Genomic DNA, 22,573 nt, shown 5'->3' with positions numbered 1-22,573 from the left:
AAATGGCAATGATAAAGTTAAAGGCCAAACAGGCCTATGTGAAAACGATCCGCGTTCTGGGCGTTGTCGCCCAGCGTATCGGTCTTCTTGGTTGGCTGGAACGTCGCCAAGACCGGCGCGTTGCGCACTGGATTCGTGCGTTGTTCGCGATCTACGATGTCGATCAGATGATTGCGCTGGATGTGCCGTGGTGGACGTACCGTGCGATTGACAAGGTTGATCAGTTTCTCGCGTCGCGCCCGAACGCGTCGGTTTTCGAATTTGGCAGCGGAGCCAGTACCATCTGGCTGGCGCGGCGCGCGGGCATTGTCCACAGCACAGAGCATGACAAAGGCTGGTATGACCTTATGCAAAGCCGGATCGCGACCTATCCGAATATCCGGCTCGATTGCGTGCAGCCCGACCCATCCTTAAGCGAGAACCCTCTCTATCATTCCCAAAAAGAGAGTTATGCCGGCCAGAGCTTTGAAAGCTATGTCCACGCAATCAGCCGGACCGGCCAGACTTACGACCTCATTGTCATCGACGGGCGTGCGCGCCCTGCCTGTTTGCAAGTTGCGCAAAGCTGTCTGGCACAAGGCGGCATGATCGTTTTTGATAATACAAAGCGGGCGCGCTATGATCAGGCGATCCGTAACAGCGGCCTAGTCGCAGAGCATTTTGGCGGCATGACGCCATCGCTCCCTTACCCTGACAAGACAACGCTATTGCGCCGCGCTTTGGCCGATGGGCGCCATGTCTGACAGGTCGCAAACGCTTAAACAGGTCGCGCGGCGGATCGGGCAACTTGTTACGATGCTGGCATTTGTATTTGTGGGCTGGGCGCTTTTTGAACAGCGCGGCGCGCTCGGCAACTGGCAGCCATCCGTGTCTCAGGTCTTGATGCTGGCCCTGCTTGTGGCGGTCTATTGCGCCGCATTGGGGCTATTGGCATTCAACTGGGCAACGATCGTGCAAACGCTGGTTCAGCCATCGCCGCCTGTTGCGCCGCTATTGTTGTCCTATACAAAAACCCAAATCGCCAAATATATCCCCGGCAATATTGTGCATCTTGTCAGCCGACACATTTTTCTCAAGGATTTCGGTCTCGATCACCGACCCCTTGCAACGGCATCGGTGATCGAACTTGCCAGCCTGCCATTATGCGCGGTCATTGCGGCCTGTCTTGTCGTGCCTTTTGTGGGTGGCGCGGGGCAGGTGCATGCGCAGCTAGAGACATTGGCGCCACTTTTTCTGGCTATGGCTGCCGGTATTGCGGCGCTGGTGTCCTGGCGCATTCAAAGATCGTGGCGCATGGCCGCCTTGCGTGTTTTGTCTCGGGGGGTCGGCTTTATGGTGTTTCAGGGCACGATCTTTGCGGTGGTTCTGTTTGTCGTGTCCGGCAGCTTTGTGGCCGTGGCGATCCCCGCGGCCATTTTCGCATGGTTGGTTGGTTTTCTGACACCCGCAGCACCGGGCGGCATTGCCGTGCGCGAGGCGCTGCTTGTTGGATTGCTTGCGCAGGCGGCTGCGGGCGATGAACTATTGATTGCGGCCTTGATCTTGCGGGTCATCACAACCGCAGGCGATCTTGCGCTTTATATTGCTGGCAACGTGATGCTGGGCAAACGCGTTGCGGCAATAACGGACAGTCCGCACCGATAAACGGGAACTAAATACCCACGTCTGACATGTCGCTAGCGGCAGCTTTTGATCCACCGCGATTTGGTCAAGCCGGGGCGCTGCATTTAGTGCTGTATTTGCGAAAGATGGCATTCAGCGCGACAGAACGCCAAAACGTAATGTAGATATGTACCCAGAAAACTTCGCGTTTGCGAAACAATCCGGAACGGTTATGCTCAGGTTAACCGGTTGCACGTTCGTCATAAAAGGTCATCCAGTCGCCAACTTAAGTAGGGAATTCGCCAAATGAAGCCTAGCATTTACGATGTATCAAACCAGATATCGGAAAAGTCTGCAGCGCTCTGTTCCAACCTGAAGAAAAACACCGCCGCGGCCTATCATGCCACAAGAAAAACTGTCGCTATCGCAGCAATCATCAGTTTTGGCGCAACTGGCGCTGTCGTCGCCCAAGACGACACTGTCGAGATTAATACGCTCAACTATTGGATCGGCGCTGGGGTCGGCGGCGGGTATGACCGTTACGGGCGTCTGCTTGCCGAGTTTATGGAGCGTCAGCTAGGCGATGCAAACGTCATTCCCGAAATCCGCAGCGCTGTCGGTGGTCTTGATGCTCTACGCGAATTGTCTGAACTGGACGCTGATGACGCAACAGTAATGCTGTTCAACACCGGGCTTATCCTTGATGAGATGGCTGGCAACGAGGATATCGATTTCAACCTTGCCGATTTTAACTGGATTGGCAAAGCTTCGTCAGAGGCACGGTTTGTTATCGTCAGTGCTGATTCAGGATTTGAAACCTTTCAGGACCTGCGCGATGCCGAAGCCGGCGTCATCTTTACAACAGGTAGCTTTGGAAATTCCGGTCACATTCAAACCGGGTTGTTAAACAACGCATTTGATCTTGAACTGAAAATCGTTCCCGGCTTTCGCGGGTCTGAATCGCTCGCGGCTTTGCTGAAAGGTGAATCACAAGGCGAACTGATGTCCGAAGGTAGCGCAATCAGAGCCGTAGAGGCAGGGTCCGGCATCCCTATTCTCGTATTTGGCGACCCGGTATCGCCCCTATTGCAAGATACCCCCAAAGCAACCGATATCGCACAGACCGGTGACGAAATTCTAGCAACCGACCTCATCACCGCGCTTAGTGCCCTTGGCCGCATCACAGTGGCATCACCACATATGGACCCTGCACTGGTGGCGAAACTACGCGCGGCTTATGCCGCTGCAATCGCTGATCCCGAGCTGCTCGAAAGGGCTGCGCAGCAAGGCATGCCGATCGATTATCTCTCGGGCGAAGAAGCGGGCCAACTGGCACGTGATATTCTGAATGGTGATCCCCGCATTCGCGAGTTGGTTGTTGAAGTTATTGAACAAAATTAGCCACAAAGATGCTTGATGGCTTGATTGCCCTATTTTCGTCGCCACTGGCACTTGTGCTTATGGTGGTGGCTGTTCCAATCGGTATGGTGTTTGGTGCCATACCGGGTCTTGGCGGAAAGATTGCGTTGATTTCCGTCATGCCGTTTCTCATCGGGCTGGATACGCTCGCTGGCTGTGTGTTTCTTATCAGTCTGCATGCCGTCGTGCATACCGGCGCTGCAGCGCCCACCATTTTGCTAGGCATTCCGGGCACAGGTCCAAGCACCGCTGTCGTCCTTGACGGTCATAGCATGACCAAAAATGGTGATGGCACGCGTGCAATTACTGCGGCTGCAATTGCATCTGGTATTGGCGGTGTCGTTGGCACTATCTGTCTTGCGCTTATCGTACCATTCGCGCTGAGCTTGATGAAACAGATCAGCTATCCCGAAATATTTCTGTTAACGCTTTTCGGGCTTGGGTTTTGCGCGCTGTTAAGCGGCAGTGGCCTTGTGAAAGGGGTGATCGTTGGCTGTCTTGGCTTAACAATTGCCTTTGTCGGAAAGGAAACAACCTACGGCGTAGAGCGGCTCACTTTTGATCTGGATGTGTTTTATGGCGGCATAAACTTGGTAACCGCAGTGCTGTCGATGTTTGCGATCCCCGAAATGCTCAGGGTCGGGCGAAAAGCGCAGATATCTCAAACCGAGATATTGCCGAGGGCGGATGTCTTTCGGCAGATCGCGCTGGGGGCAGCGGATATTGTCAAACACCGCTGGCTGACGCTGCGCACCTCTGTGATGGGCGTAATCGTGGGTATCATTCCGGGCCTTGGTGGTGACGTCGCGGCCTGGCTTTGCTATGGGCATGCCGCACAAAGCTCTGACCATCCTGAAAAATTTGGCAAAGGTGCTGTCGAAGGGGTGATTGGTCCGGAGGCCGCAAATAATTCAAAAGAAGGTGGGTCCCTTGTGCCCACTTTATTCTTGGGTATTCCCGGTAGTTCGGGCATGGCGATTTTCCTGATTGCGCTGGTCCCCCTAGGAGTTTCACCCGGGTTGAGCTTTGTAGAACAAAACAACGGCTTGATCTGGGCTATGGTCTGGGCGCTTGCATTGTCCAACATACTTGCTGCTGTAACTCTCGTTGCATTGTCGGGTGTGCTTCAGCGGCTCGCACGTGTGCCTGTTCATCTACTTGTGCCATATGTCTACCTTCTTGCGATGGCGAGCATCTATATTGCTTCAAACGACTGGCGTTTCTTTGTTGTGATGATTGCGATGTCGGCGATCGGATACGCCTTCTTGGTTCTTGACTGGCCACGTGCGCCCTTCGTCATTGGCCTGATCCTAGGGCCAGAAGCCGAGACATCGCTTGTGAAGTCTCTGAGCATTTGGGGGCCGGAATTTCTGCTTCGACCGGTTTCATTGCTGATGATCGCAACGCTGCTTTTTTCTATGCATCGCATGTCGCGCCGTCTTATGGCGCACGCCAAGATCGCGAAGGATCATATAGATGCGTCATAGCGGGTTGGTTTTGCCAGCAATACTTGGTTTCATCTTTGCGATCTGCCTCGCTGAAATTCTGCGTTACAGGTGGGAGGTCGCATTGGCGCCGGGGTTGGCGTGTGGTATCGGCCTTGTCCTGTGCGTCGTGTTGGTTGTCCAAAACGCGCGGGCACGCGCGCCGCGGCCCAGTGCGGCGAACTTCGGCAAAGGCGATATTGCGCAATTTTCTTGGTTGGCGTTGGCTGCATTTTTGGTCACCATGCTTGGTTTCGCGATTGGCGGAGCACTGAGCGTCTTTGTTCAGGTTCTGGTCGTGCGGCAGGGGAAGTACCGCATAATCACTGCGGCTATTTGCGCCGCTGCGGTCCCGATCATCGTTATCGGCGTCTTTCAAGAGCTTCTACAAATCCGCTTATACGCAGGGCATTTGTTGCGGTGATTTTCAGGCGCGTCGCGCGATAATCCCGACCCTCTTACGTCCGGGCCGCGAAGCTAATTGGTCTACACGCGGAGGCGTATCAAAGACGAACCCGTTGTTTAGGAAAGGTGCGGTTAGCGATTCAATATCTGGAATTGCCCAGCTATTGCGGCGTGCACAGTAGTCGTGAACAAGGTGGCGCATCTCCTCTTCCGAGATGAGCCCTGAGTGCGCGCTCGCGCGTCGCGCATCACACATGCGTTCGGCCAGTTCTTCGGCTTTTTCAGGCGGAAACCTGAGCACCCGCTCCGGCACGTTTTCTTTAACCGCGCTCAGGTTTATCATGCACCCGTTTTCCACCAGAAGTGCCGCCCAGTTTCGGACAAGCGTGACACGCGCATCGGGCGAAAAGAAATTCAAGAAATTATGCGCGACGATCAAGTCGAATGGCCCACCAAAATAGGTTAGCGCATCACATGCATGTGTTTTGATCGTATGACCATGTTCGCGGGCATAGGCTGAGCAGACAGCCAAAGGGGTCCCGCACTGGTCGATAACCGTAATGTCGGGGCGCACACCTGCATTGTCGAAAGCAGCAATGACATAAGCCAAAACGCCATGATCTGCTGAGCCGGACACAAGGACTTTCCTTGCGCCTGCTTCAATTGCCGTGTCGATGGCAGATAGCATGAACGCATGGTCATTCGCGACCGCTGGAAGGTTGCCGAACAGGCGCATGAAACCCCAAATCGCATGATACGAATGGCAATCAGGGCTACAAGTTGCGGGCGCAATGGATAGGGCCAATGCGCTTGTTTTCGGGAGGGCTTGCATGCCGGGGCGTGTGTCATTCATTTGCTTTACCTCGTCTTGCGCGGTGCCATAATCGGGTTAATCTTGCGAATATGTCTTCACGTCGCAAAACTAAATAACGTTCGGCATAATTGATCGGCGTAAAATGTATCGGTTCTTTATCTGTACGTACATCGAGTGATTCAAATCCGGCGACCAATCCTTCAAGGATGTATTTTCGCCGTTCCGCCCGATTGCTTTTGCCACCTCTAAAGCGTGGAAACGTGGGGTTCATATTGATTTCAAAAACTACAATTTCACCATCGCGCACGGTGTAATCAATGCGCCCAAATTCGATATTAGCTGCCTTGAAAATTTTCATTAATGCCGCGCGATGTGGGTTGTCCCTTACAAAGGCCAGTTCTTCGGCAACAAAGGCATCGTCCGCCGACGAAATTCTGGATTTTACGATCCATTTGTCTGACCGCAATATATGCTGTGGCACGATGTAATCGCCGATCCGAAACGCCCCGTACTTGCGATAAAGCCCATCAGCGTCAGTTGCGGTTTCGAAACTTGCCGTCATACGACCCCGCAGAGTTCGGCCCGAGTTTGTAAGGTCAATAATTGCAGCGTCGAGTTCACTGGCTGAGGAAATCATTTCAAAGTCTGGGCGCAAACAGCCGTTTTCAAACCGTATGAAAAGCGGGTAGCGGGTTGGACGTTGGTCGCTTTGCAGTCGCGTTACTTCAACCGTATTTTGGCCCGTTTCGAACAGGTGTGACAGAAGCGCGAAACGCTCCTTTGCTTTACGCGGGTCGTTCAAGACGCGACTGGGTGCACCGCGATTTTCAACCGACGCAGCAATCGCACAAGCTGCATCCAGCTCGAAATCTGAGAGCAAATCAAAATCAGTGAAAATGACGCAGCCCGCGGGCACAAAAAAGCGACGAAACACTTGCGTATAAGTCAAGACGCGGATCTTGGGTAACGCATGGCCTGCCGTCTTGAGTAGCCTGCGCATCGGGGAGCGGTTAATTTCACTAACGAGTACAGTGATCATCATTACCCCAATACGTCGAATGCATAATAGAACTGCGCAGTGTTACCTGGAAGCTATTGTAAGGTGTCACTTTCGTAAGCCCGTGGCAATAAAGACAGAACAATGTTTACGGTTTAATATTTGGATATGGATCGGGGGCTAGATCGATGTGCCCGAAAACTGGTTGCCGTTTAGCATGCGCCACAAAATGACAAGTTCGCGGGTAAACCCGCGGTTTCCAGCCGGTTCCCCACAACATTCTCGCCCATACCCAAAACAGGCGGTCATACACAAACACAGATGCGCGGATGCCATCCGCCGTGCTTTGTTTCTATCGGCTGTTCACGGCCTGAAGTGGATAAACGCCTTGTGTTTGTGACATGCTTTCGGGCTTGGCGAATAGGGCGCCGATCAGCGTGAGCGCCTCACTGGCGTTCAAGCTGCGCATTGCATCGGGGCGCATGAACAGTTCTTTAAGGCGTTGTGGTTCAACCACAGCAGACAATGACGCACGCATTTCGGCAGAAATACCGTTGAACGCGCGCAGCGCAGGCTGAAAGCTTTCTGTTGGCGCGCCATTCGAAACCAGAATTTCATGATCATCGAACAGAATGTGGAAATATGCGACATCTGCGTCAGGGTCGACCCATTCCGCGATTGCCCCGACAAGGTGCTTTGCAGGTGTCAAAATACGTTCTTCGCTGAACAAAAGGTCGCACCAGCTGCCTTCGAGGACGATACGGTGCTGGGCTGAAACAAAAAGATCCGATGACGGCACATTTTCGGCAATCGCATTTGCAGGGATGCGCACAGGCCGGCGATTCGGGTCGCGAGACATCGTATCACGCGTAACGACAGAGCGGCCAATCCACAGGATCGGCACTTCCTGGCCTGCGTCATTCAGGACCATATCGCCCGCCTTGAGAGTTTCAGTATTTCGATAGCCGGATTTCGTCAGAATGCTGGTGCCTTCGCAAAAGCATACTTCAACCGGATCATCGGGTGACGTATCAGTAAGGTCCAAAGGAACCGCACCGTTACCAAAACTGTTCATCAAGGTAAGGGTGCCAGAGCCGTCTGTCAGAAAGAAATACCGCTGGTAAGTACCGCCGGATCCGACAGAAATCACGACGACTTCCTTGCCTTCCGCAACGTCGGGCACCTTGCCGTTGTTAAGGGGCAAGTAGCCTGTTTGTTCAACACGGAACTGGAGAGCAGGGCCACCGTTAATTGATACTGTTGTATCAGGGTCGTAACCATTCAGCTGTCCCGCGCCTGCAGGCGCAACGTAATCTAGAAGGACATCGCCGTTCGCACCACTGTCAAATACCAGTGTGGTCGTTGGTAGCTGCGATGTGTTTGTAATGTTGAGCGACGCGTTGTTTGCCGTCGCGCTATCGCCTCTGGCGTAAAACGTTACTGTTGTCATGACTCTGCTCCGTTCGGATCGTTGGCTAACTCAATAAAGCTTCGTGCGCCGCCGAGACACATCCTAACGGAACCCAAACTTTAATCTACTTTTTAATAATATGGCAGATACTGATGTGTTTCAGTCTATAGAATGTATCGTCTGATCTTTTAACCGGCAAGTGATAATACGGCGTAAATACTTGGCGTGCGTACCATGCATGTCAGGCTAGATTTCAATGTTCCGTCAGGCCTGACCCGTGGGTTGGCGCCCCAAGCACGTGCGTTTAGGTCTTCAGCATCCCGAATTCCGACACAACTCAATACAAACTTCACCCAAGGGTTGATCTTGAATTGATGTGCATCTGTGATAGCGGTGGGCATGTAACAAACCCGATTGGATCCGTTGCTGTGGAAGCTTTTCTAATTCTCGTCGTTCTGCTGGTCGCCGCTATCCCGATCGCGGTTATTTATCTTTTGATTTCCAATGCCAATCTCAAGGGGCGCGTTGACGCCCTTGAAGAACATATTGCGAAAAACGCCGCAAAGCTGCCCGCAACGCCCATAGTTCCCAAGCAAAGCACGCCAGTTCGAGCCGAGACGGCCCAAAAACCGCCTGTGGCAGCCACACCAAAGGTGCCGGATCCTGTGCCGGAACCCGCCATAGACGACATCGGCCCGCCAAAGGCAGTTGCATTGCACAGCAAAAATGTCGGTTTGCTGATCAAATGGATCATGCAGAATTGGTTTTATGCCGTTTCCGCAGTTTCGCTCGCACTTGCTGGTATTTTTCTTGTCCTTTACGGGGTTGAGCAGGGGCTCTTGCCGCCGGGTCTGCGCATAATGGCGGCGCTGGTCTTTGGTGGTGTTTTGGTCGGTGCGGGGGAATATGTCCGCCGGCGTTACGGCGATGACGAAGGCAGCACGACGGCTTACCTGCCCTCGACCTTCTCGGGCGCGGGGATTGTGACGCTGTTTGCGACCGTGCTTTCCGCGCGTTTGCTCTACGGGTTCATCGGACCAGAGATCGCGCTGGTGGGCATGGCGCTGGTTGGTCTGCTTGCGTTGATATTGGGGTGGTTTTACGGCCCGCTTCTTGCGGCGGTTGGCGTGATCGGGGCGATAGTGGCGCCGTTTGTCGTTGGCGGGTCATCGGATAACCCATCTTGGTTGCTTGTCTACTTTACGATTGTGGTTGTCGCCGGACTGGGGATCGACACGATCCGGCGCTGGGCGTGGGTATCAATCATGGCACTGTCATTGGGTTACGGGGCAGGTCTGCTTTTGATGCTTGGATCAGGGTGGCAGTTGCAACCGTATTTTGTGATCTATTGTGCAACCCTGATGTTTGCAGCGATTGCGATACCTGTCAGGCGGCTTGTGCCAGATCACGCAGGCACGCCGCTAAGCCTCGCGCTATTTGCGCATGCAAAGGGTGACAGCTGGCCCGAATTCCCGACGCGCCTTGCCGGTGGGGCCGTGGTCGCGGCAAGCGGTTTGATATCGCTGACGGCGTTTGAAACCGCCCGTCCCGATCTATTCTGGGTCGCCGTTGTCATGTTAACTTTGATGCTGCTTGGCATTCTTGTCTGGGCGCGAAATGCCACGGCGATTACCGATCTTGCGGCAATTCCGGCGGCGGCTTTGATTGCCATTGTCGCCAGTTGCGCAGGTATCTGGAGAACCACCGCGATAGCAGCGCAAGAACCCGGCGCAAGCCTGCCGTTGATGGCAAGCGTGATCGTCGCGATCGGTCTGGTGATATCGGCCCTGGCCGCGTGGCGGTCATTGCGTGGCGGGCCGGCACGGGATTTCGTGGCGCTCGGGGCCGCAGTGTTCGCCCCGACATTGGCCATCGTGATCGAAGTCTGCTGGAACCCAGCAGCGACCATTGGCGCCTATGTTTGGGCGCTGCATGCTATGGCAATCGGGGCGCTAATGGCGGTGATGGCGGAACGTTTCGCCCGTGCTGACGGGCCAGACAACAGGCTGCGCGCATCATTTGCGGTTTTGTCGGCCTTGGCTTGCATCGCGTTTGGCGTGGTCATCTTGTTTACATCTGCCGCGCTCACGATTGCGATTGCTGTGACAATCGTTGCTGCGGCATGGCTTGATAGGCAGTTCAATCTTCCGCTTATGGGGCTTTATATTCTGGCGGGAATTACTGCGGTTGGGTACCGGCTGGTCATTGACCCCGGCATCGACTGGGCGATCAACGCGCCCTTGCCAGAAATGCTCCTCTCACACGCTGGCGCAGTCATCGCATTCGCAGCCTCATGGGTGCTTGCAAGATCCGCAAAGCGACCAAGATCGGAAGTCCTGCTCGAAAGCGCGGTGTTTTCGTCGTCGGGCATTTTGCTGTCGTTGCTGCTTTACCGGATCATAGAAGGTCTAAGTGGCCAAACGGCGACAGCAAGCCATTGGACCGTTGGTATCGGGGCCACCATCTGGATCGCGCTTGGCATGGCGCAATTGCGGCGATTGGAAATTGGCGGTTCGCTTGCTGCGCTGCGCAAGATTGCGGCGGTGATTTTCTTGCTGATGGCCGCCACACAGATCGTGCTTTCGGTGACGCTTCTTAATCCGTTGTTATATGCGTTCCGGAACGCGGTTGTCGGGCCAAGCCTTTTGAACACGTTAATCCCTGCATATCTCTTGCCTGCCGCGACGCTGCTGCTCGGGGCGCGCTGGCTTTATAATACGCATCGCACTCTGCGGTTGGGCTTTGTTGCTGTGGCGCTGGCGCTCGCAAGCTGCTGGCTTGGTTTGACGATCAGGCATTTCTGGCGTGGTGCCGAAGGCATGCTGTTGCCAGACATCGGGCAGCCCGAACTTTACAGTTATACCGTTGCGATTCTGGTCGTTGGTGCAGTCCTTTTTTATCAGTCGCTGGCACGTTCAAGCGTGATGTTGCGCAAAGCGGGCTTGGTTGTGATCGGTCTGGCCGTCGCCAAGGTATTTATGGTGGATATTGGCGGTCTTGGCGGACTTATCCGCGTGTTCTCGTTGTTGTTCCTTGGCTTGGCTCTTGCCGGATTGGCGTGGCTTAACCGGTGGGCTGCCGAGCGCGCAAATGAAGAACCCACAGACAGTTAAGGACTGCAAAACCAGCCTGCGCCGGCGTTGGTGCAAATGACGGCATTAGGCGATAATGGTGATCCGGACGCTATGACGGGTAAGACCCATCAAGGATTCCGCCGCCAAATATTAGGGCACGCCGCTTGCCCCGCCCTGCGCTTCGGTCTTTAACGATTGGCGCATCACCTCATGCGCGGCCTTGTGTCTGTGCAGCCCAGAGCCAAAGGATTACCGCATTGCTATTTGTCACTATCTGGCCGCTCTTTGCGCTCATCTGTCTTGGTTATATCCTAGTCCAAAGAGGCTTTCCCGATGCCGGTTTCTGGCCCGCGGCCGAGCGGATCAACTACTTTCTATTGTTTCCGGCGCTTCTTGTCAGCAGCCTTGCCGATGCCCCGATCCGCGACCCGCTGGTGCTGCGGCTGGGCGGTGTGGCAGTTGCAATTATTCTGGTCGCCGCGCTCGCGCTGTCCCTGATCCGCCGCTTTCGCCCCATGCCCGCGGCCCGTTTTGGCCCCGTGTTGCAAGGCACGGTGCGCTTTAATACCTATCTGGGGCTTGCGATCATTGCCACCATAGCCGGCCCCGTTGGGATTGAACGCGCAGCGGTTTATCTTGCCATCGCGGTGCCCTTGGTCAATGTCTTGTCGATCATGTCCCTGACCGAGGCAGGTCAGGGCCGCCCTGCGTCTGCGATGCTACGCACCATGGCGCGCAACCCGCTGATACTGGCGTGTCTGGCGGGTATTGCGCTGGCGCTTACCGGATGGGGCCTGCCTTTTGGTATTGGGCGCTTTCTTGATCTTCTGGCACAAGCCAGCCTGCCGCTTGGCCTGCTCTGCGTAGGCGCCGCACTGCAGCCCGCTTCCTTGCGCCGCGACGGCCTAACGCTCGCGGTAACAGCTGCGCTGCGGCTTTTGCTTATGCCGCTGCTTTCCGTGTTCGTTGCGCGCACCATGGGTCTAAACGGGGTCGAGGTGCTTGTCTTGATCGTTTTTTCAGCGATCCCTACAGCGCCGACTTCCTATGTCTTGACGCGGCAACTAAACGGCGACGGGACGCTAATGGCAGGTATCGTCACGTCCCAAACCATCGCTGCCATCGCCACAATTCCGCTGGTGTTGTGGATGCTGGGCTATTGATGCCCCGATCACAATCCAGCAGGCATTTGCGCAAAAGGCAGATGGCTGAAGCAAACATTCAAGCGGGTCAGGATATGATCCTGCGCAAGGCTCAGTGACCGGAGCAGCGGCGTGGCCCGATGACGTTGGTCTAACAATGTTCCTTAAAGGCTTGCTGGGGTTGTAGGATTCGAACCTACAGTACACGCTACCAAAAAGCGTTGCCTTACCACTTGGCTACACCCCATCAGCGAAGGGGTGCAGGGTTCAGTCCTGCCCCAAACAGGTCACTTGGGGCAGCGGTTGGGGCGACGCAGTTTCCGGCTAGGAACGTTCCAAACCATCAAAGCCGCTGAGCCCTATCAAAAACCTCAACTCAACAATCAAACTGGGGCGGTTGCTCTAAAGAAGGACGTATGCGGATATTACGCAAATACGTTGACCTCTCCTAATTCCTTATGCTCGCATTGGCTGCATCAAATTCGAAACAAAGGTTGGAGTAGGCGCGGTACGAGTGAATTGAACCGCAATGGGGCGTCCGTGGCCGCAAGGCAAATACAAGGTGCACCAGCGTCAGCAACCGGCGTGTGCTCCAATGCTTGATCCGCAACCTCGAGATCACCTACGGTGAACTGCCCAGTGTCATCGCTGAAGCTGCCCTGTAGAACCAACGTCAGTTCCAAACCGTTGTGGCTGTGATCCGGTACGGAGAGCCCAGGCGGAATATAAAGCAGCCGAACTGAGCCATCATGCCTATCTGACAAAATGCTTTGGCGGACCCCCATTCCGAGAGATTTCCAGCGCGGCTGCTTGCCTTTGAGCGCTTCCATTATCGGACCAGGAAAGACCCCGGAACGTTGATAACTTGGCTCGCGTTTCACTGGTTCATCCAACAAGTCTAGGACGTTGGATTTTAAATGAACTGAAACGTCCTCGGTCGGGGTCATCTCTAATATTGCGCCGCCTGCTGCATGGTGCGATTCATAGGCTGCGCGACATTCCAGACACATCGAAATATGCGCGGCCACAACCAACGCAAATGGCTGCGGCAGGGTCCCCGCAGCATATGCGGCCAGCAAGGCATCGGGTGTATGGTGGGTGATGGCGGACATTTTATCTTAGTTCCTTCAACTCGTGGCGCAACCGTTCAAGTCCCAGCCGTATGCGAGACTTGATTGTGCCGAGCGGCAAGCCGGTCTGCGTACTGATTTGTTGATGTGTCAATTCGCCCAAATAGGCTTTTTCAATGATTTCGCGTTGGTCGGGCTTTAGGCGGGCGATTGCATCCTTCAATTGACCGGCCTCCTGCTCAATCGCCAATACCTGACTGGCGTCGGGTTCTTGGTCGGTGTCTTGGCTCAGTTCTTCTGGAACCGGTCTGTTTTCTTTGCGAATGACGTCGATTTGGCGATTTCGTGCGATTTGGTAGACCCATGCCGAAACCTGTGCCCGTTCAGGATCAAACTGATCTGCTTTACGCCATAAGGTCAGCATTACATCTTGTACAATCTCTTCGGCCTGCCCCGAACTGGTGCCAGATCGCATGATGAAGCCCTTTAGGCGGGGCGCAAAATGGTCAAATAACTGGGCAAAAGCGTTGCGGTCTCTATTATTGCGAACAGCCAGCATCGCGACCGTCAGAGGAGATATCTGGGGGGATGATTGCTTCACCTGAGAGCGATCCTTTCGCGGCGCTACCGAATGGCGCCGGTCAGTTGGATCAAGATTGATGCATTCTGTCAACATACCCTCATTACGGGGCCGATGAGAATTCGGATCATTTTTTGATCCAAATGCTTTGAACGCGCGTAACCTATCTAAACATCAAATTGGAGTTTCAATGTCTTTGGATACCGTGCCGACCCGTCCACAGCGTATTGCCATCATCGGTGGCGGTATTTCTGGCCTTGCGGCGGCTTATTTGTTCTCGCCGCAACATGCTGTGACGGTATTTGAGGCAGAACCACGCTTGGGCGGCCACGCGCGCACGGTTATGGCCGGCCTCAATGGTGATCAACCGGTAGATACCGGTTTCATCGTATTCAACTATGCAAACTACCCGCACTTGACCCGGATGTTTCAGGATCTCGATGTTCCGGTCACCAAGAGTGACATGAGCTTTGGTGCCTCCATCAATGGGGGCGAGCTAGAATACGGGTTGCGCAGCCTAGCCGCTATGACGGCGCAAAAACGTAACCTGTTGCGGCCGCAGTTTGCGCGCATGGTTCGGGACATCCTGCGGTTCAATGACCGGGCCGAAGCGCTGGCAACGGACGAAAGCGCCACAATCGGTGATCTTATGAAGGATCTGAAGTTGGGCGACTGGTTTCAGAAGTATTATCTGTTGCCGCTCTGCGGCGCGATCTGGTCAACGCCACCCAGCGAAATTCGCGCTTTTCCAGCCCGGGCATTGGTGCAATTCTTTCGCAACCATGCTTTGCTGAGCGCTTCGGGACAGCACCAATGGTGGACCGTCGACGGAGGTTCCATTGAATACATCCGGCGCCTAGAACATTGCCTGCGCGGTCGTGGTGTTGCATTGCGGTCAAATACTGCAGTGCACAGCGTTGGCCGCACTGGCAGCAAAAGCATTGTCCACAGTGCCGCGGGCCCGCTTGAGCCTTTCGATCAAGTGATCTTTGCTTGCCATTCCGATCAGGCGCTTCGCCTTCTTGAACGTCCGACAGCGCAGGAACGATCGGCGTTGTCGGCAATTCGGTTTCAAGACAACCAAATGATCCTTCACCGAGATGTGGGACAGATGCCTATGCGTCGCGCTGTTTGGTCGAGCTGGGTTTACAAAGCCGACACCACACGGCCAGAGCCCGCCATCGGCGTAACTTATTGGATGAACCGTCTGCAGAACATCCCAGCAAGCGACCCGCTTTTCGTTTCTTTAAACCCATCAGAACCCGTAGCGGATGACTTTATCTATGATCAAAAGACCTTTCGGCATCCTGTGTTTGATACAGCTGCCTTATCTGCACAGCGTCAACTGACGGAAATGCAGGGTCAAAACAACACGTGGTATGCTGGGGCTTACACGCGGCATGGATTTCACGAGGACGGCTTTGCAAGTGCGGCCCGGATCGCGCGAATGATGGATCGACAAATCGCATGATAAGACGACCAGAACATATTAGGGGCGAGACAACCCACGCCCGACGCGGCAGTATCAAGCATGCGTTTCGCTATGGCGTCGACTATGTACTGATTGACCCTGAAAACGGTGCGAGAGGTCCGTGGTTGTTTTCGCGCAACCAATTCAATCTCGCTTCTGTGCAAGACCGCGACCACGGAGGGCCGCTTCGTGATGGTCGTGGGGCCGATTGGGCGCGTGATGTACTCGCGTCACGCGGGTTGGGGCGCTCCGACGTCCAGCTCCTACTACTGACACAACCGCGCATGTTCGGGTATGTGTTCAATCCAGTTAGTTTTTGGTTGGCAATGCAAGCCGATGACCTTGTCGCAGTGATCGCAGAGGTGTCGACACCATTTGGCGATCGCCACTCCTATATGTGTCACCTAGACGGATTTGCGCCCATCACAAAAACGCACCGGATAACCACACCGAAATCCCTGCATGTGTCCCCGTTTCAAGAGGTCAAGGGCACTTATGAATTCACCTTTGATATCCAGCCTGATCGGATCGCTATCCGGATCCTGCATTGCAACGCCGATCGCGGCGTGGTCGCCACCCTCACGGGTAGACGTACCCCGTTAACAAGCAAGGGTATTGTCATAGCTGCCATCCGCCGTCCCTTAGGCGCCATGCGCACGACAATTCTGATACACTGGCAAGCACTGCGTCTGAAACTAAAGGGCGCAAAATACCGCACCCGACCAACACCCCCCAAGACCGAGGTGACATAATGCTGTTCCTAACAAATCGCGTAAAACAAGATTTCTTGCAGACCTGCGCACAAATGAAGTCTGGCAGCTTGCAACTGCGCACGCCAGAAGGCGAGATATACAATTTTGGCCAAGGCAGCCCTGTCGCTGACATGCAAATAAACGATTGGTCCGTCGTTACATCCATCGCATCGCGAGGCGATATCGGGCTGGGTGAAACATATGTCGCGGGGCTCTGGGACACGTCTTCTATCGAAAATATAACAGCTGTTGCACTAAAGAACCTCGAAGAGTTTCGCGGCTATGCCTATGCGGGGTTCTGGGCAAGTTTGAAATTTCGTGTGGTCAACCGCTTGCTGCGTACCAACTCCCTTAAGGGTGCGTCGCGCAATATTCGCGCGCATTACGATGTGGGCAATGAATTCTATCAGCTTTGGCTGGACGAAAGCATGACCTACTCGTCAGCGATGTTTGCGCCGGATGATAACGATCTCGGCCGCGCGCAAACGCGCAAATACGACCGGGTGCTGAACCGAATTGGGGATGCCGAACGTATTCTCGAAATTGGTTGCGGCTGGGGCGGTTTTGCCGACCGAGCGGCCGAAACTGGTCGCCACGTCACTGGACTGACGATCTCACCAAGTCAAAAAGGTTATGCTGATGCGCGGCTTGATGGTCGCGCGGAAATACGGTTGCAAGATTACCGTAAGAGTACTGGAAAATATGACAGTATCGTCTCGATCGAAATGATTGAAGCTGTCGGAGAGAGCTACTGGCCGACTTATTTTGCGACGCTCAAAGCCCGACTTTCCGAAGGTGGGCGCGCCGTTATTCAAGCGATCACCGTTCCCGATGACTATTTCGATACCTATCGGCGTAGCGCCGACTATATTCGGCAATATACCTTCCCTGGTGGTATGTTGCTGTCGGATGCGGTGATTGCTGATCAAGCAAGGCGTGCGGGTCTGATCGTCACGGGAAACCATAGATTTGGCCAAGATTACGCCCGCACCTGTGCTCAGTGGAGCGATCGACTAGCGGCCCAGACGTCAAAAGTGAACAAGCTGGGCTACGGCGAAGAATTCCTCCGTAATTGGCAGTTCTATCTCGGCATTTGCGCCGGATCATTTGCAGTCGAACAGACAGATGTCGTGCAAGTGGAGCTGGCCCATGCCTGAACGTGAAACCATCTGGATCATCGGTGCCAGCGATGGCATCGGCGCGGCTTTGGCCCGCGAATGGGCGCGGCGCGGCGCGCGTCTGATATTGTCCGCGCGTTCGCTAGATAGGCTGAAAGACCTCGCGGCAGAGCTTGGAGAAGAGCACATTCCGATCGCGGTCGATGTGTCAGATCGAGCAAGCATTGACGCTGCTGCTGACGAAGTCGGTAAAATCGGCCATATAGATCGTATCGTGCATCTAGCGGCCATCTATGATCCGGGCAAGGTCGCAGACCTTGATCCCGGTATGGCGGCACAGATCGTGACCACCAATCTGACTGGCAGCTTCCACATCGCACAAGTCGCCCCAGCGCTGTTGCGAACAGGTGGGCAGCTTGCACTATGCGGGTCTGTGGCTGGTTATATTGGGTTACCTCAGGGTCAGATCTATTCGGCGACCAAAGCTGGGGTCATCAATCTAGCGGAATCGCTACGTGCCGAACTTTCGGGTCGCGTTGATGTCCGGCTTATCAATCCCGGTTTTGTCGACACAAGACTGACACAACGCAACACGTTCCATATGCCCGCAATCGTTACGCCGCAAAGTGCAGCAAACGCGATCATCAAGGGGCTAGAGGCAAAGCATTTTGAAGTGCATTTCCCCCGGCGTCTTACATGGAGCTTAAAGTTGCTTAGCGCCCTTCCTTATTGGGCGGCATTGCCTCTCACCAAAAGGTTAACCCAATGAGAAATAAACTTGCTTTGGTAGTGTTGTTTTTCACGCTGACATTCGTCCTGTCACCTTTGGCCAGCGTCGGCTTCAACGGTTTTACCCCGTTTCAGTTTCCAATCCCTCAAATCGACCCTCCCGTTCAGCCTGCCAGCTACGCGTTTTCGATCTGGGGAATTATCTATTTTTGGCTTGTCCTCGGCGCGGGATACGGGCTTTGGCGGGCACCCAATGATCCGGGATGGAACGCCATGCGCATGCCTTTGGCGGGCAGCTTGATTATCGGCACATTCTGGATTGCCGCCGCAAATTCAGCACCAATTTTGGCCACGATCATGATTGTGGCGATGGCCGCGCTAGCAATCCTTGCCGTGTTGCGCGCAGGCAATCTCCAACCGTGGTTGCAAGTGCGGCCCGTCGCGCTTTACGCTGGTTGGCTGACCGCAGCCTCCGGAGTGGCAATCGGCGTTTTGCTTGGGGGGTATGGGGTCTTTTCAGCGCAAGCCGCAGCTATCATCTGTCTTATAGGCGTATTGGCTGTTGCGCTTGCCGTGCAATCAGCCCGACCGCGCGAGTGGGGTTACCCCGCAGCGGTCATTTGGGCATTGGTCGGTGTCATCGTTCAAAACTCATCCAACACAAATTGGCCGGTGATCGCACTGGCCACCTTTGGCATCGCGGCGTTGGCGCTTCGTACCAAATTTTCATTCACAGAAAGACCAAGTACATGAACATCCTGTTTCTCTACGTTTGCACTGCGGTAATATTCTTTGTAGCTGACGCACTTGGCCTGCGCCTGATTGTCAAACCTGTGTTCGAGCGTCACGTCGCCCATCTTTTTGCAGACCCTTTTCGCGTGGGGCCAGCCGCCGTCTTTTATTTGGGATACATCGCTGGCGTTTTGTGGTTTGTATCAGTCCCCGCACTGCGCGCAGGTGATCCGATGGCAGCCCTGATCGGTGGCATTGCCTTAGGGCTTTTTGCTTACGGTACCTATGAGTTCACGAATTACGCAACGCTACGCGATTGGTCGATTGAACAAGTCGTCGTCGACACCATCTGGGGCGGCGCATTGACAGGATTCGCTGCTTGGGCAGGTGTAATGATCACGCGTTCAATTGGATAACGTTGGCCAGGTTAGTTGATCGGCCGCGGATTCATGCCGCTACGCCGCCTCGAAGATCCGCGCAGGGTTTGCTTCGCTCCCGCCACCGAAAACCGCGCAATTAAAGTGATGCCAATCAAGGGGGGGTACTCATGCGCATCTTAACGCCCCTAGTGGGGTAATTTCTGTCTGCACCCGCCACCAAACCCAAGGACTGTCCGACGGATAGAGGAAAATTGGAGAGCAGGTCACTTACCCGATGCGCAAGCGCATTACGGACTCGCAATTTGTCGCCTCGCTGCTTGCAGATGCGCCCGCCGCGGAACTCAGCACTGCTCTGGTGCCTCAGCCACGTCAGTTAACACCGGATGCGCTTGCGTGGGCAGAGACGCTGACGCTCAAACGGCGCGGCGTTGAAACGCGCATGATTATCGGCGCAGAGACGGCGCAACTTGATGCGACACTGCTGCGCAACGTCAACGGCGCGCGCCGCTGGTATCAGCAAATTGTCGGTGGCGCGACCATCAATCAGGTTACGACGCAGGCTGGCATCAGCAAGCGTCACTTCAAGGCGATGATCACGCTGGCTTTTCTGGCACCGGATCTCCTGGCCAAGATCACCAGCGGTATGCAGCCTGTTGCTATTACATCGGAGTGGCTCAAAACCAATGGTGTCCCCGCCGACTGGAATGCGCAACGCACCCTTCTTGGCAGCCTATAAGCAGGTCTCAACAACCCATTTAGACCAGTATTAAGCGGCCTCATGGCAATTGATCTGCTCTCGGAACGGCCGCCGCCACCGTGCAGCGCCGTGCGGCACAGCCATCACATGCAAGAACAGCAAACCGGTCTGAGAATTGCGTGACGCTTTGATGCAATGCGGTCAATAAAGCACCCGCCAAACCCTACGCTGAGAGACGAGCGACCTAAGAGCCCGCATATACGCCGCAATAAGTGTCTCGAACCGACAAGCCACATCCATTCCCCTCTGAAATAACGGAGTAATTCAAAGGCAAATTATCATGATATATCAGTGAGATATGAGCTGGCTGGGGTGGTGGCATTCCCAGCAGACTTTGTAACCCATTGTTTTGCAGTGAAAAATTTCGCAACACTTCACTGCGTGATGCAGTTGTGTTGCACATGGGCGGGGTGGCGGTCAATGTTTCACAGCCTGATGCAAAGGCGTGCCGCAATCGAGGGCTTGGGTGATGGTTAAGATCGCGGCGAATAGCGTTACTGTGGCTTTGCAATTGATGCTGATAGCCCAGCTGACATCGGCGTCGCTATCAACTGCTCCGTTGCAGCTTCCCAAAAGCGGCCAATGGTGCAAGTTGCAGAATTTTTGCCACAGTGGATGACTGCTTTGGAAGACAAAGCGCCATTTCGCTGCGCTGGTTCTGATGACTGCTTTCTCGGTGTCAAAAGGGGGTACATTTGGGAAGGCGCGGGGAAATTGGAGCTCCGCCGCGCCTGTTTTCTTAATGCTTGATCATTGCCATAGAACTAGACATCAACGACGACTTTACCAACTGCTTTGCCGCTGGAAAGATGCGCGTATGCGTTGCCAACTTCTGCAAAACCAAACGCTTGGTCATCAAGAAGCGGCTTTAAATCGCCCGCGTCTATGATGGCTGCGAGTTTCGCAAGGATATCGCCATGCACGTCGCGTTTGTAATTGTGCAGCATCGGGATCAGCATGAACACAACATGCAACGACAGGCCTTTGAAGTGTGCCGTCGATAGGTCGACTTCAAGCATGGAGCTTGTTGTGACGACCTGCGCGTTCAAGGCTGCTGCCGCAAAGGAATTGGCCATATTCGCCCCGCCAACAGTGTCATAAACAACGTCAAAACCAGCGCCGTTTGTATGTGCTGCAACGTAGTCTTCGACAGTTTCACTGCGGTAGTTGATTGGCACAGCACCGTAACCTTTGATGATCTGCGCTGTCTTTTCACCACTGATTGTCGCATAAACATCAGCACCAAAATGCTTTGCGAGCTGAACCGCTACGTGACCCACGCCACCAGCGCCGCCCTGCACAAGAACCTTTTGACCGGACTTAACGCCAGCACGCACCAAGCCCTCGTAGGCGGTGATCGCAACGAGTGGTAATGCTGCCGCTTTACGCATTGAAATCGACTTTGGCTTCAGCGCGATCAACTGCGTGTCGACCACCATGAATTCGGCCAGTGCGCCTTGCAGATCGGCCAAGCCGCCTGCGCAACCGTAAACCTCGTCGCCAATCGCAAAGCCTGTGACGCCGTCGCCAAGCTGGGTAATCGTGCCCGCGAAATCCATACCCAAAACGGCAGGCAATGCAGGGGACAACGGCAAGTCGCTGCCCATAATACGGATCATCGTGTCGACGGTGTTCACGCTTGTTGCGGCAACCTTGATGACAACGTGGCCCGCTTTTGCGGTTGGCGTTGGCAGGTCTGCTGCCTCGAATGCTGCGGTTTCGCCGTAGGTGTTCAGGATCATGGCTTTCATCGGGGATACTCCAAAGGATGAATGATACCCCCCGATCTATTCCCATCTTCTTTCTATATAAATGAGAGAGTTTGGAATTCAGTATTCGGTTTTTCTATGCAATTGAGGCGATGATGCGGGTCATTTCCTGCATAATTGACGAGGAGTGATCAACGTCGAGGGCCGCGGCATGGGGGTTTGCGAATTGTCCTGCGTCATTGTCGAAATATTTGCCTGATGCGTCTGCGAACGATGCATCAAGGGAGGCTTCGCAAAGGATGTCTGCACCGATGGCAAGGTCGTTGCCTGCGATTCCATACCCTTCCTTTACCATTTTAGAAGCCAGTAACGATCCAGGATTCACCGCGACGATCACAGGACCATCGGGCAATGCGCGCGCCATTTCACGGCTCCAAACAGTAATCGCGAGCTTGCTTTGTGCATAGGCAGTCCCGTCCCCCAAATGGCCCTTGCCAGCCATTGCAGCCAGATCAACGGGTGCTTGTGCGGCGGAAGAAAGGTTCACGACGCGGCCCGATTTCGGGATGATCGGCAACAGCCGATTGGTCAGGACATATGGCGCAAAGCTGTTCACCATAAAACGGATATCCAAACCGTCGGGCGTGCGCGTTTCAGCGGTTTTGAAAATACCTGCGTTGTTGATCAGCACATCAAGGGTTTTGTGGCGTTCCAAGATTTCATCGGCCATCGCAGTGACCTCCCCAAGCCGCGTCAGATCAGCGAGGTAGGTCTCGGATTTTCCGCCAACCTCTTTCGCCGCTGCCGCCAGTTTGTCGGCATTGCGTCCGTGCATCAGGATCAAGTGGCCCTGTGCCGCCAGCATTTTCGCGGTCAAAAGGCCGATGCCGTCGGTCGCACCTGTGATCAATATTGTCTTGGTCATTT

21 protein-coding genes and 1 tRNA gene are annotated in these 22,573 nt (G+C 54.5%); 14 read left to right on the top strand and 8 right to left on the bottom strand.

What is annotated here, in order from left to right:
- Positions 1-2 precede the first annotated feature (2 nt).
- From BM320_RS11835 to BM320_RS11815, 5 genes are all read left to right on the top strand, one after another.
- Complete coding sequence (locus BM320_RS11835) at positions 3-743, top strand: O-methyltransferase (RefSeq protein WP_242651007.1); 741 nt, start codon at positions 3-5, stop codon at positions 741-743.
- On the top strand, positions 736-1,644 hold the full coding sequence (locus tag BM320_RS11830) for a hypothetical protein (protein ID WP_131802396.1): 909 nt from the start codon (positions 736-738) through the stop codon (positions 1,642-1,644). The genes BM320_RS11835 and BM320_RS11830 overlap by 8 nt, the downstream gene beginning before the upstream one ends.
- 264 nt (positions 1,645-1,908) lie before the next feature.
- Positions 1,909-3,003, top strand: coding sequence for a Bug family tripartite tricarboxylate transporter substrate binding protein (locus BM320_RS11825; protein WP_090200153.1), 1,095 nt, complete (start codon positions 1,909-1,911; stop codon positions 3,001-3,003).
- A gap of 8 nt (positions 3,004-3,011) precedes the next feature.
- Complete coding sequence (locus BM320_RS11820; protein ID WP_090200151.1) at positions 3,012-4,508, top strand: tripartite tricarboxylate transporter permease; 1,497 nt, start codon at positions 3,012-3,014, stop codon at positions 4,506-4,508.
- Positions 4,498-4,929 carry a tripartite tricarboxylate transporter TctB family protein gene (locus BM320_RS11815; RefSeq protein ID WP_090200150.1) on the top strand — a complete coding sequence of 144 codons (432 nt, stop codon included), beginning with the start codon at positions 4,498-4,500 and terminating at the stop codon, positions 4,927-4,929. Before BM320_RS11820 ends, BM320_RS11815 begins: the two co-directional genes overlap by 11 nt.
- 3 nt (positions 4,930-4,932) lie before the next feature.
- Here the strand turns inward: BM320_RS11815 and BM320_RS11810 are convergent, their stop codons facing one another.
- From BM320_RS11810 to BM320_RS11800, 3 genes are all read right to left on the bottom strand, one after another.
- Positions 4,933-5,646 carry a class I SAM-dependent methyltransferase gene (locus BM320_RS11810; RefSeq protein ID WP_131802395.1) on the bottom strand — a complete coding sequence of 238 codons (714 nt, stop codon included), beginning with the start codon at positions 5,644-5,646 and terminating at the stop codon, positions 4,933-4,935.
- 109 nt (positions 5,647-5,755) lie between these two features.
- On the bottom strand, positions 5,756-6,763 hold the full coding sequence (locus BM320_RS11805; protein ID WP_165615037.1) for a hypothetical protein: 1,008 nt from the start codon (positions 6,761-6,763) through the stop codon (positions 5,756-5,758).
- Between the two features lie 310 nt (positions 6,764-7,073).
- Positions 7,074-8,171, bottom strand: a complete 1,098-nt coding sequence (locus tag BM320_RS11800) for a Hint domain-containing protein (RefSeq protein ID WP_090200144.1) — start codon at positions 8,169-8,171, stop codon at positions 7,074-7,076.
- Between the two features lie 389 nt (positions 8,172-8,560).
- Here BM320_RS11800 and BM320_RS11795 point away from each other — a divergent pair, with 389 nt between their 5' ends.
- Together BM320_RS11795 and BM320_RS11790 are read left to right on the top strand one after the other, a co-directional pair.
- Positions 8,561-11,245 (top strand): DUF2339 domain-containing protein, encoded by a 2,685-nt coding sequence (locus BM320_RS11795; RefSeq protein ID WP_090200626.1) that lies wholly within the window; start codon positions 8,561-8,563, stop codon positions 11,243-11,245.
- A 218-nt stretch (positions 11,246-11,463) separates the two neighbouring features.
- Positions 11,464-12,369: an AEC family transporter gene (locus tag BM320_RS11790; protein WP_090200142.1), complete on the top strand. Its 906-nt coding sequence runs from the start codon at positions 11,464-11,466 to the stop codon at positions 12,367-12,369.
- Positions 12,370-12,523: 154 nt separating this feature from the next.
- Here the strand turns inward: BM320_RS11790 and BM320_RS11785 are convergent.
- The 3 genes from BM320_RS11785 to BM320_RS11775 all read right to left on the bottom strand — a co-directional run bounded on the left by BM320_RS11785 (position 12,524) and on the right by BM320_RS11775 (position 14,094).
- Positions 12,524-12,595, bottom strand: a tRNA-Gln gene (locus BM320_RS11785).
- A 229-nt stretch (positions 12,596-12,824) separates the two neighbouring features.
- Positions 12,825-13,460, bottom strand: a complete 636-nt coding sequence (locus tag BM320_RS11780; protein WP_090200140.1) for a ChrR family anti-sigma-E factor — start codon at positions 13,458-13,460, stop codon at positions 12,825-12,827.
- Between the two features lies 1 nt (position 13,461).
- Complete coding sequence (locus BM320_RS11775) at positions 13,462-14,094, bottom strand: sigma-70 family RNA polymerase sigma factor (protein WP_090200139.1); 633 nt, start codon at positions 14,092-14,094, stop codon at positions 13,462-13,464.
- Positions 14,095-14,188: 94 nt separating this feature from the next.
- Here BM320_RS11775 and BM320_RS11770 point away from each other — a divergent pair, with 94 nt between their 5' ends.
- The 7 genes from BM320_RS11770 (at position 14,189) to BM320_RS11740 (ending at position 19,916) form a co-directional block, all read left to right on the top strand.
- Entirely contained in the window at positions 14,189-15,469 is a 1,281-nt protein-coding gene (locus tag BM320_RS11770) for an NAD(P)/FAD-dependent oxidoreductase (protein WP_090200137.1), read from the top strand.
- Positions 15,466-16,221, top strand: coding sequence for a DUF1365 domain-containing protein (locus tag BM320_RS11765; protein ID WP_090200135.1), 756 nt, complete (start codon positions 15,466-15,468; stop codon positions 16,219-16,221). The genes BM320_RS11770 and BM320_RS11765 overlap by 4 nt, the downstream gene beginning before the upstream one ends.
- Positions 16,221-17,378 (top strand): SAM-dependent methyltransferase, encoded by a 1,158-nt coding sequence (locus tag BM320_RS11760; RefSeq protein ID WP_090200133.1) that lies wholly within the window; start codon positions 16,221-16,223, stop codon positions 17,376-17,378. The genes BM320_RS11765 and BM320_RS11760 overlap by 1 nt, the downstream gene beginning before the upstream one ends.
- The gene (locus tag BM320_RS11755; RefSeq protein ID WP_090200131.1) at positions 17,371-18,108 is read left to right on the top strand and encodes an SDR family NAD(P)-dependent oxidoreductase; all 738 of its coding nucleotides are present in this window, start codon (positions 17,371-17,373) and stop codon (positions 18,106-18,108) included. The genes BM320_RS11760 and BM320_RS11755 overlap by 8 nt, the downstream gene beginning before the upstream one ends.
- Positions 18,105-18,821: a TspO-related membrane protein gene (locus tag BM320_RS11750; protein ID WP_090200129.1), complete on the top strand. Its 717-nt coding sequence runs from the start codon at positions 18,105-18,107 to the stop codon at positions 18,819-18,821. The genes BM320_RS11755 and BM320_RS11750 overlap by 4 nt, the downstream gene beginning before the upstream one ends.
- A complete protein-coding gene (locus tag BM320_RS11745; RefSeq protein ID WP_090200127.1) occupies positions 18,818-19,216 on the top strand; it encodes a DUF2177 family protein in 399 nt (132 codons plus the stop codon). Before BM320_RS11750 ends, BM320_RS11745 begins: the two co-directional genes overlap by 4 nt.
- 238 nt (positions 19,217-19,454) lie before the next feature.
- Positions 19,455-19,916 (top strand): hypothetical protein, encoded by a 462-nt coding sequence (locus tag BM320_RS11740; protein ID WP_090200125.1) that lies wholly within the window; start codon positions 19,455-19,457, stop codon positions 19,914-19,916.
- Positions 19,917-20,701: 785 nt separating this feature from the next.
- Here the strand turns inward: BM320_RS11740 and BM320_RS11735 are convergent.
- Positions 20,702-21,688 (bottom strand): zinc-dependent alcohol dehydrogenase family protein, encoded by a 987-nt coding sequence (locus tag BM320_RS11735; protein ID WP_090200123.1) that lies wholly within the window; start codon positions 21,686-21,688, stop codon positions 20,702-20,704.
- Between the two features lie 94 nt (positions 21,689-21,782).
- On the bottom strand, positions 21,783-22,571 hold the full coding sequence (locus tag BM320_RS11730; RefSeq protein ID WP_090200121.1) for an SDR family NAD(P)-dependent oxidoreductase: 789 nt from the start codon (positions 22,569-22,571) through the stop codon (positions 21,783-21,785).
- Positions 22,572-22,573 lie beyond the last annotated feature (2 nt).

The organism is Yoonia tamlensis (assembly GCF_900115105.1).
Lineage (GTDB): Bacteria > Pseudomonadota > Alphaproteobacteria > Rhodobacterales > Rhodobacteraceae > Yoonia > Yoonia tamlensis.
This window is presented reverse-complemented; position numbering and strand designations above follow the sequence as displayed.

Coding starts and splice junctions, on each gene's coding strand:
- BM320_RS11835 (WP_242651007.1), top strand. CDS start 3: ATGGCAATGATAAAGTTAAAGGCCAAACAGGCCTATGTGAAAACGATC.
- BM320_RS11830 (WP_131802396.1), top strand. CDS start 736: ATGTCTGACAGGTCGCAAACGCTTAAACAGGTCGCGCGGCGGATCGGG.
- BM320_RS11825 (WP_090200153.1), top strand. CDS start 1,909: ATGAAGCCTAGCATTTACGATGTATCAAACCAGATATCGGAAAAGTCT.
- BM320_RS11820 (WP_090200151.1), top strand. CDS start 3,012: ATGCTTGATGGCTTGATTGCCCTATTTTCGTCGCCACTGGCACTTGTG.
- BM320_RS11815 (WP_090200150.1), top strand. CDS start 4,498: ATGCGTCATAGCGGGTTGGTTTTGCCAGCAATACTTGGTTTCATCTTT.
- BM320_RS11810 (WP_131802395.1), bottom strand. CDS start 5,646: ATGCGCCTGTTCGGCAACCTTCCAGCGGTCGCGAATGACCATGCGTTC.
- BM320_RS11805 (WP_165615037.1), bottom strand. CDS start 6,763: ATGATCACTGTACTCGTTAGTGAAATTAACCGCTCCCCGATGCGCAGG.
- BM320_RS11800 (WP_090200144.1), bottom strand. CDS start 8,171: ATGACAACAGTAACGTTTTACGCCAGAGGCGATAGCGCGACGGCAAAC.
- BM320_RS11780 (WP_090200140.1), bottom strand. CDS start 13,460: ATGTCCGCCATCACCCACCATACACCCGATGCCTTGCTGGCCGCATAT.
- BM320_RS11775 (WP_090200139.1), bottom strand. CDS start 14,094: ATGTTGACAGAATGCATCAATCTTGATCCAACTGACCGGCGCCATTCG.
- BM320_RS11770 (WP_090200137.1), top strand. CDS start 14,189: ATGTCTTTGGATACCGTGCCGACCCGTCCACAGCGTATTGCCATCATC.
- BM320_RS11765 (WP_090200135.1), top strand. CDS start 15,466: ATGATAAGACGACCAGAACATATTAGGGGCGAGACAACCCACGCCCGA.
- BM320_RS11760 (WP_090200133.1), top strand. CDS start 16,221: ATGCTGTTCCTAACAAATCGCGTAAAACAAGATTTCTTGCAGACCTGC.
- BM320_RS11755 (WP_090200131.1), top strand. CDS start 17,371: ATGCCTGAACGTGAAACCATCTGGATCATCGGTGCCAGCGATGGCATC.
- BM320_RS11750 (WP_090200129.1), top strand. CDS start 18,105: ATGAGAAATAAACTTGCTTTGGTAGTGTTGTTTTTCACGCTGACATTC.
- BM320_RS11745 (WP_090200127.1), top strand. CDS start 18,818: ATGAACATCCTGTTTCTCTACGTTTGCACTGCGGTAATATTCTTTGTA.
- BM320_RS11740 (WP_090200125.1), top strand. CDS start 19,455: ATGCGCAAGCGCATTACGGACTCGCAATTTGTCGCCTCGCTGCTTGCA.
- BM320_RS11735 (WP_090200123.1), bottom strand. CDS start 21,688: ATGAAAGCCATGATCCTGAACACCTACGGCGAAACCGCAGCATTCGAG.
- BM320_RS11730 (WP_090200121.1), bottom strand. CDS start 22,571: ATGACCAAGACAATATTGATCACAGGTGCGACCGACGGCATCGGCCTT.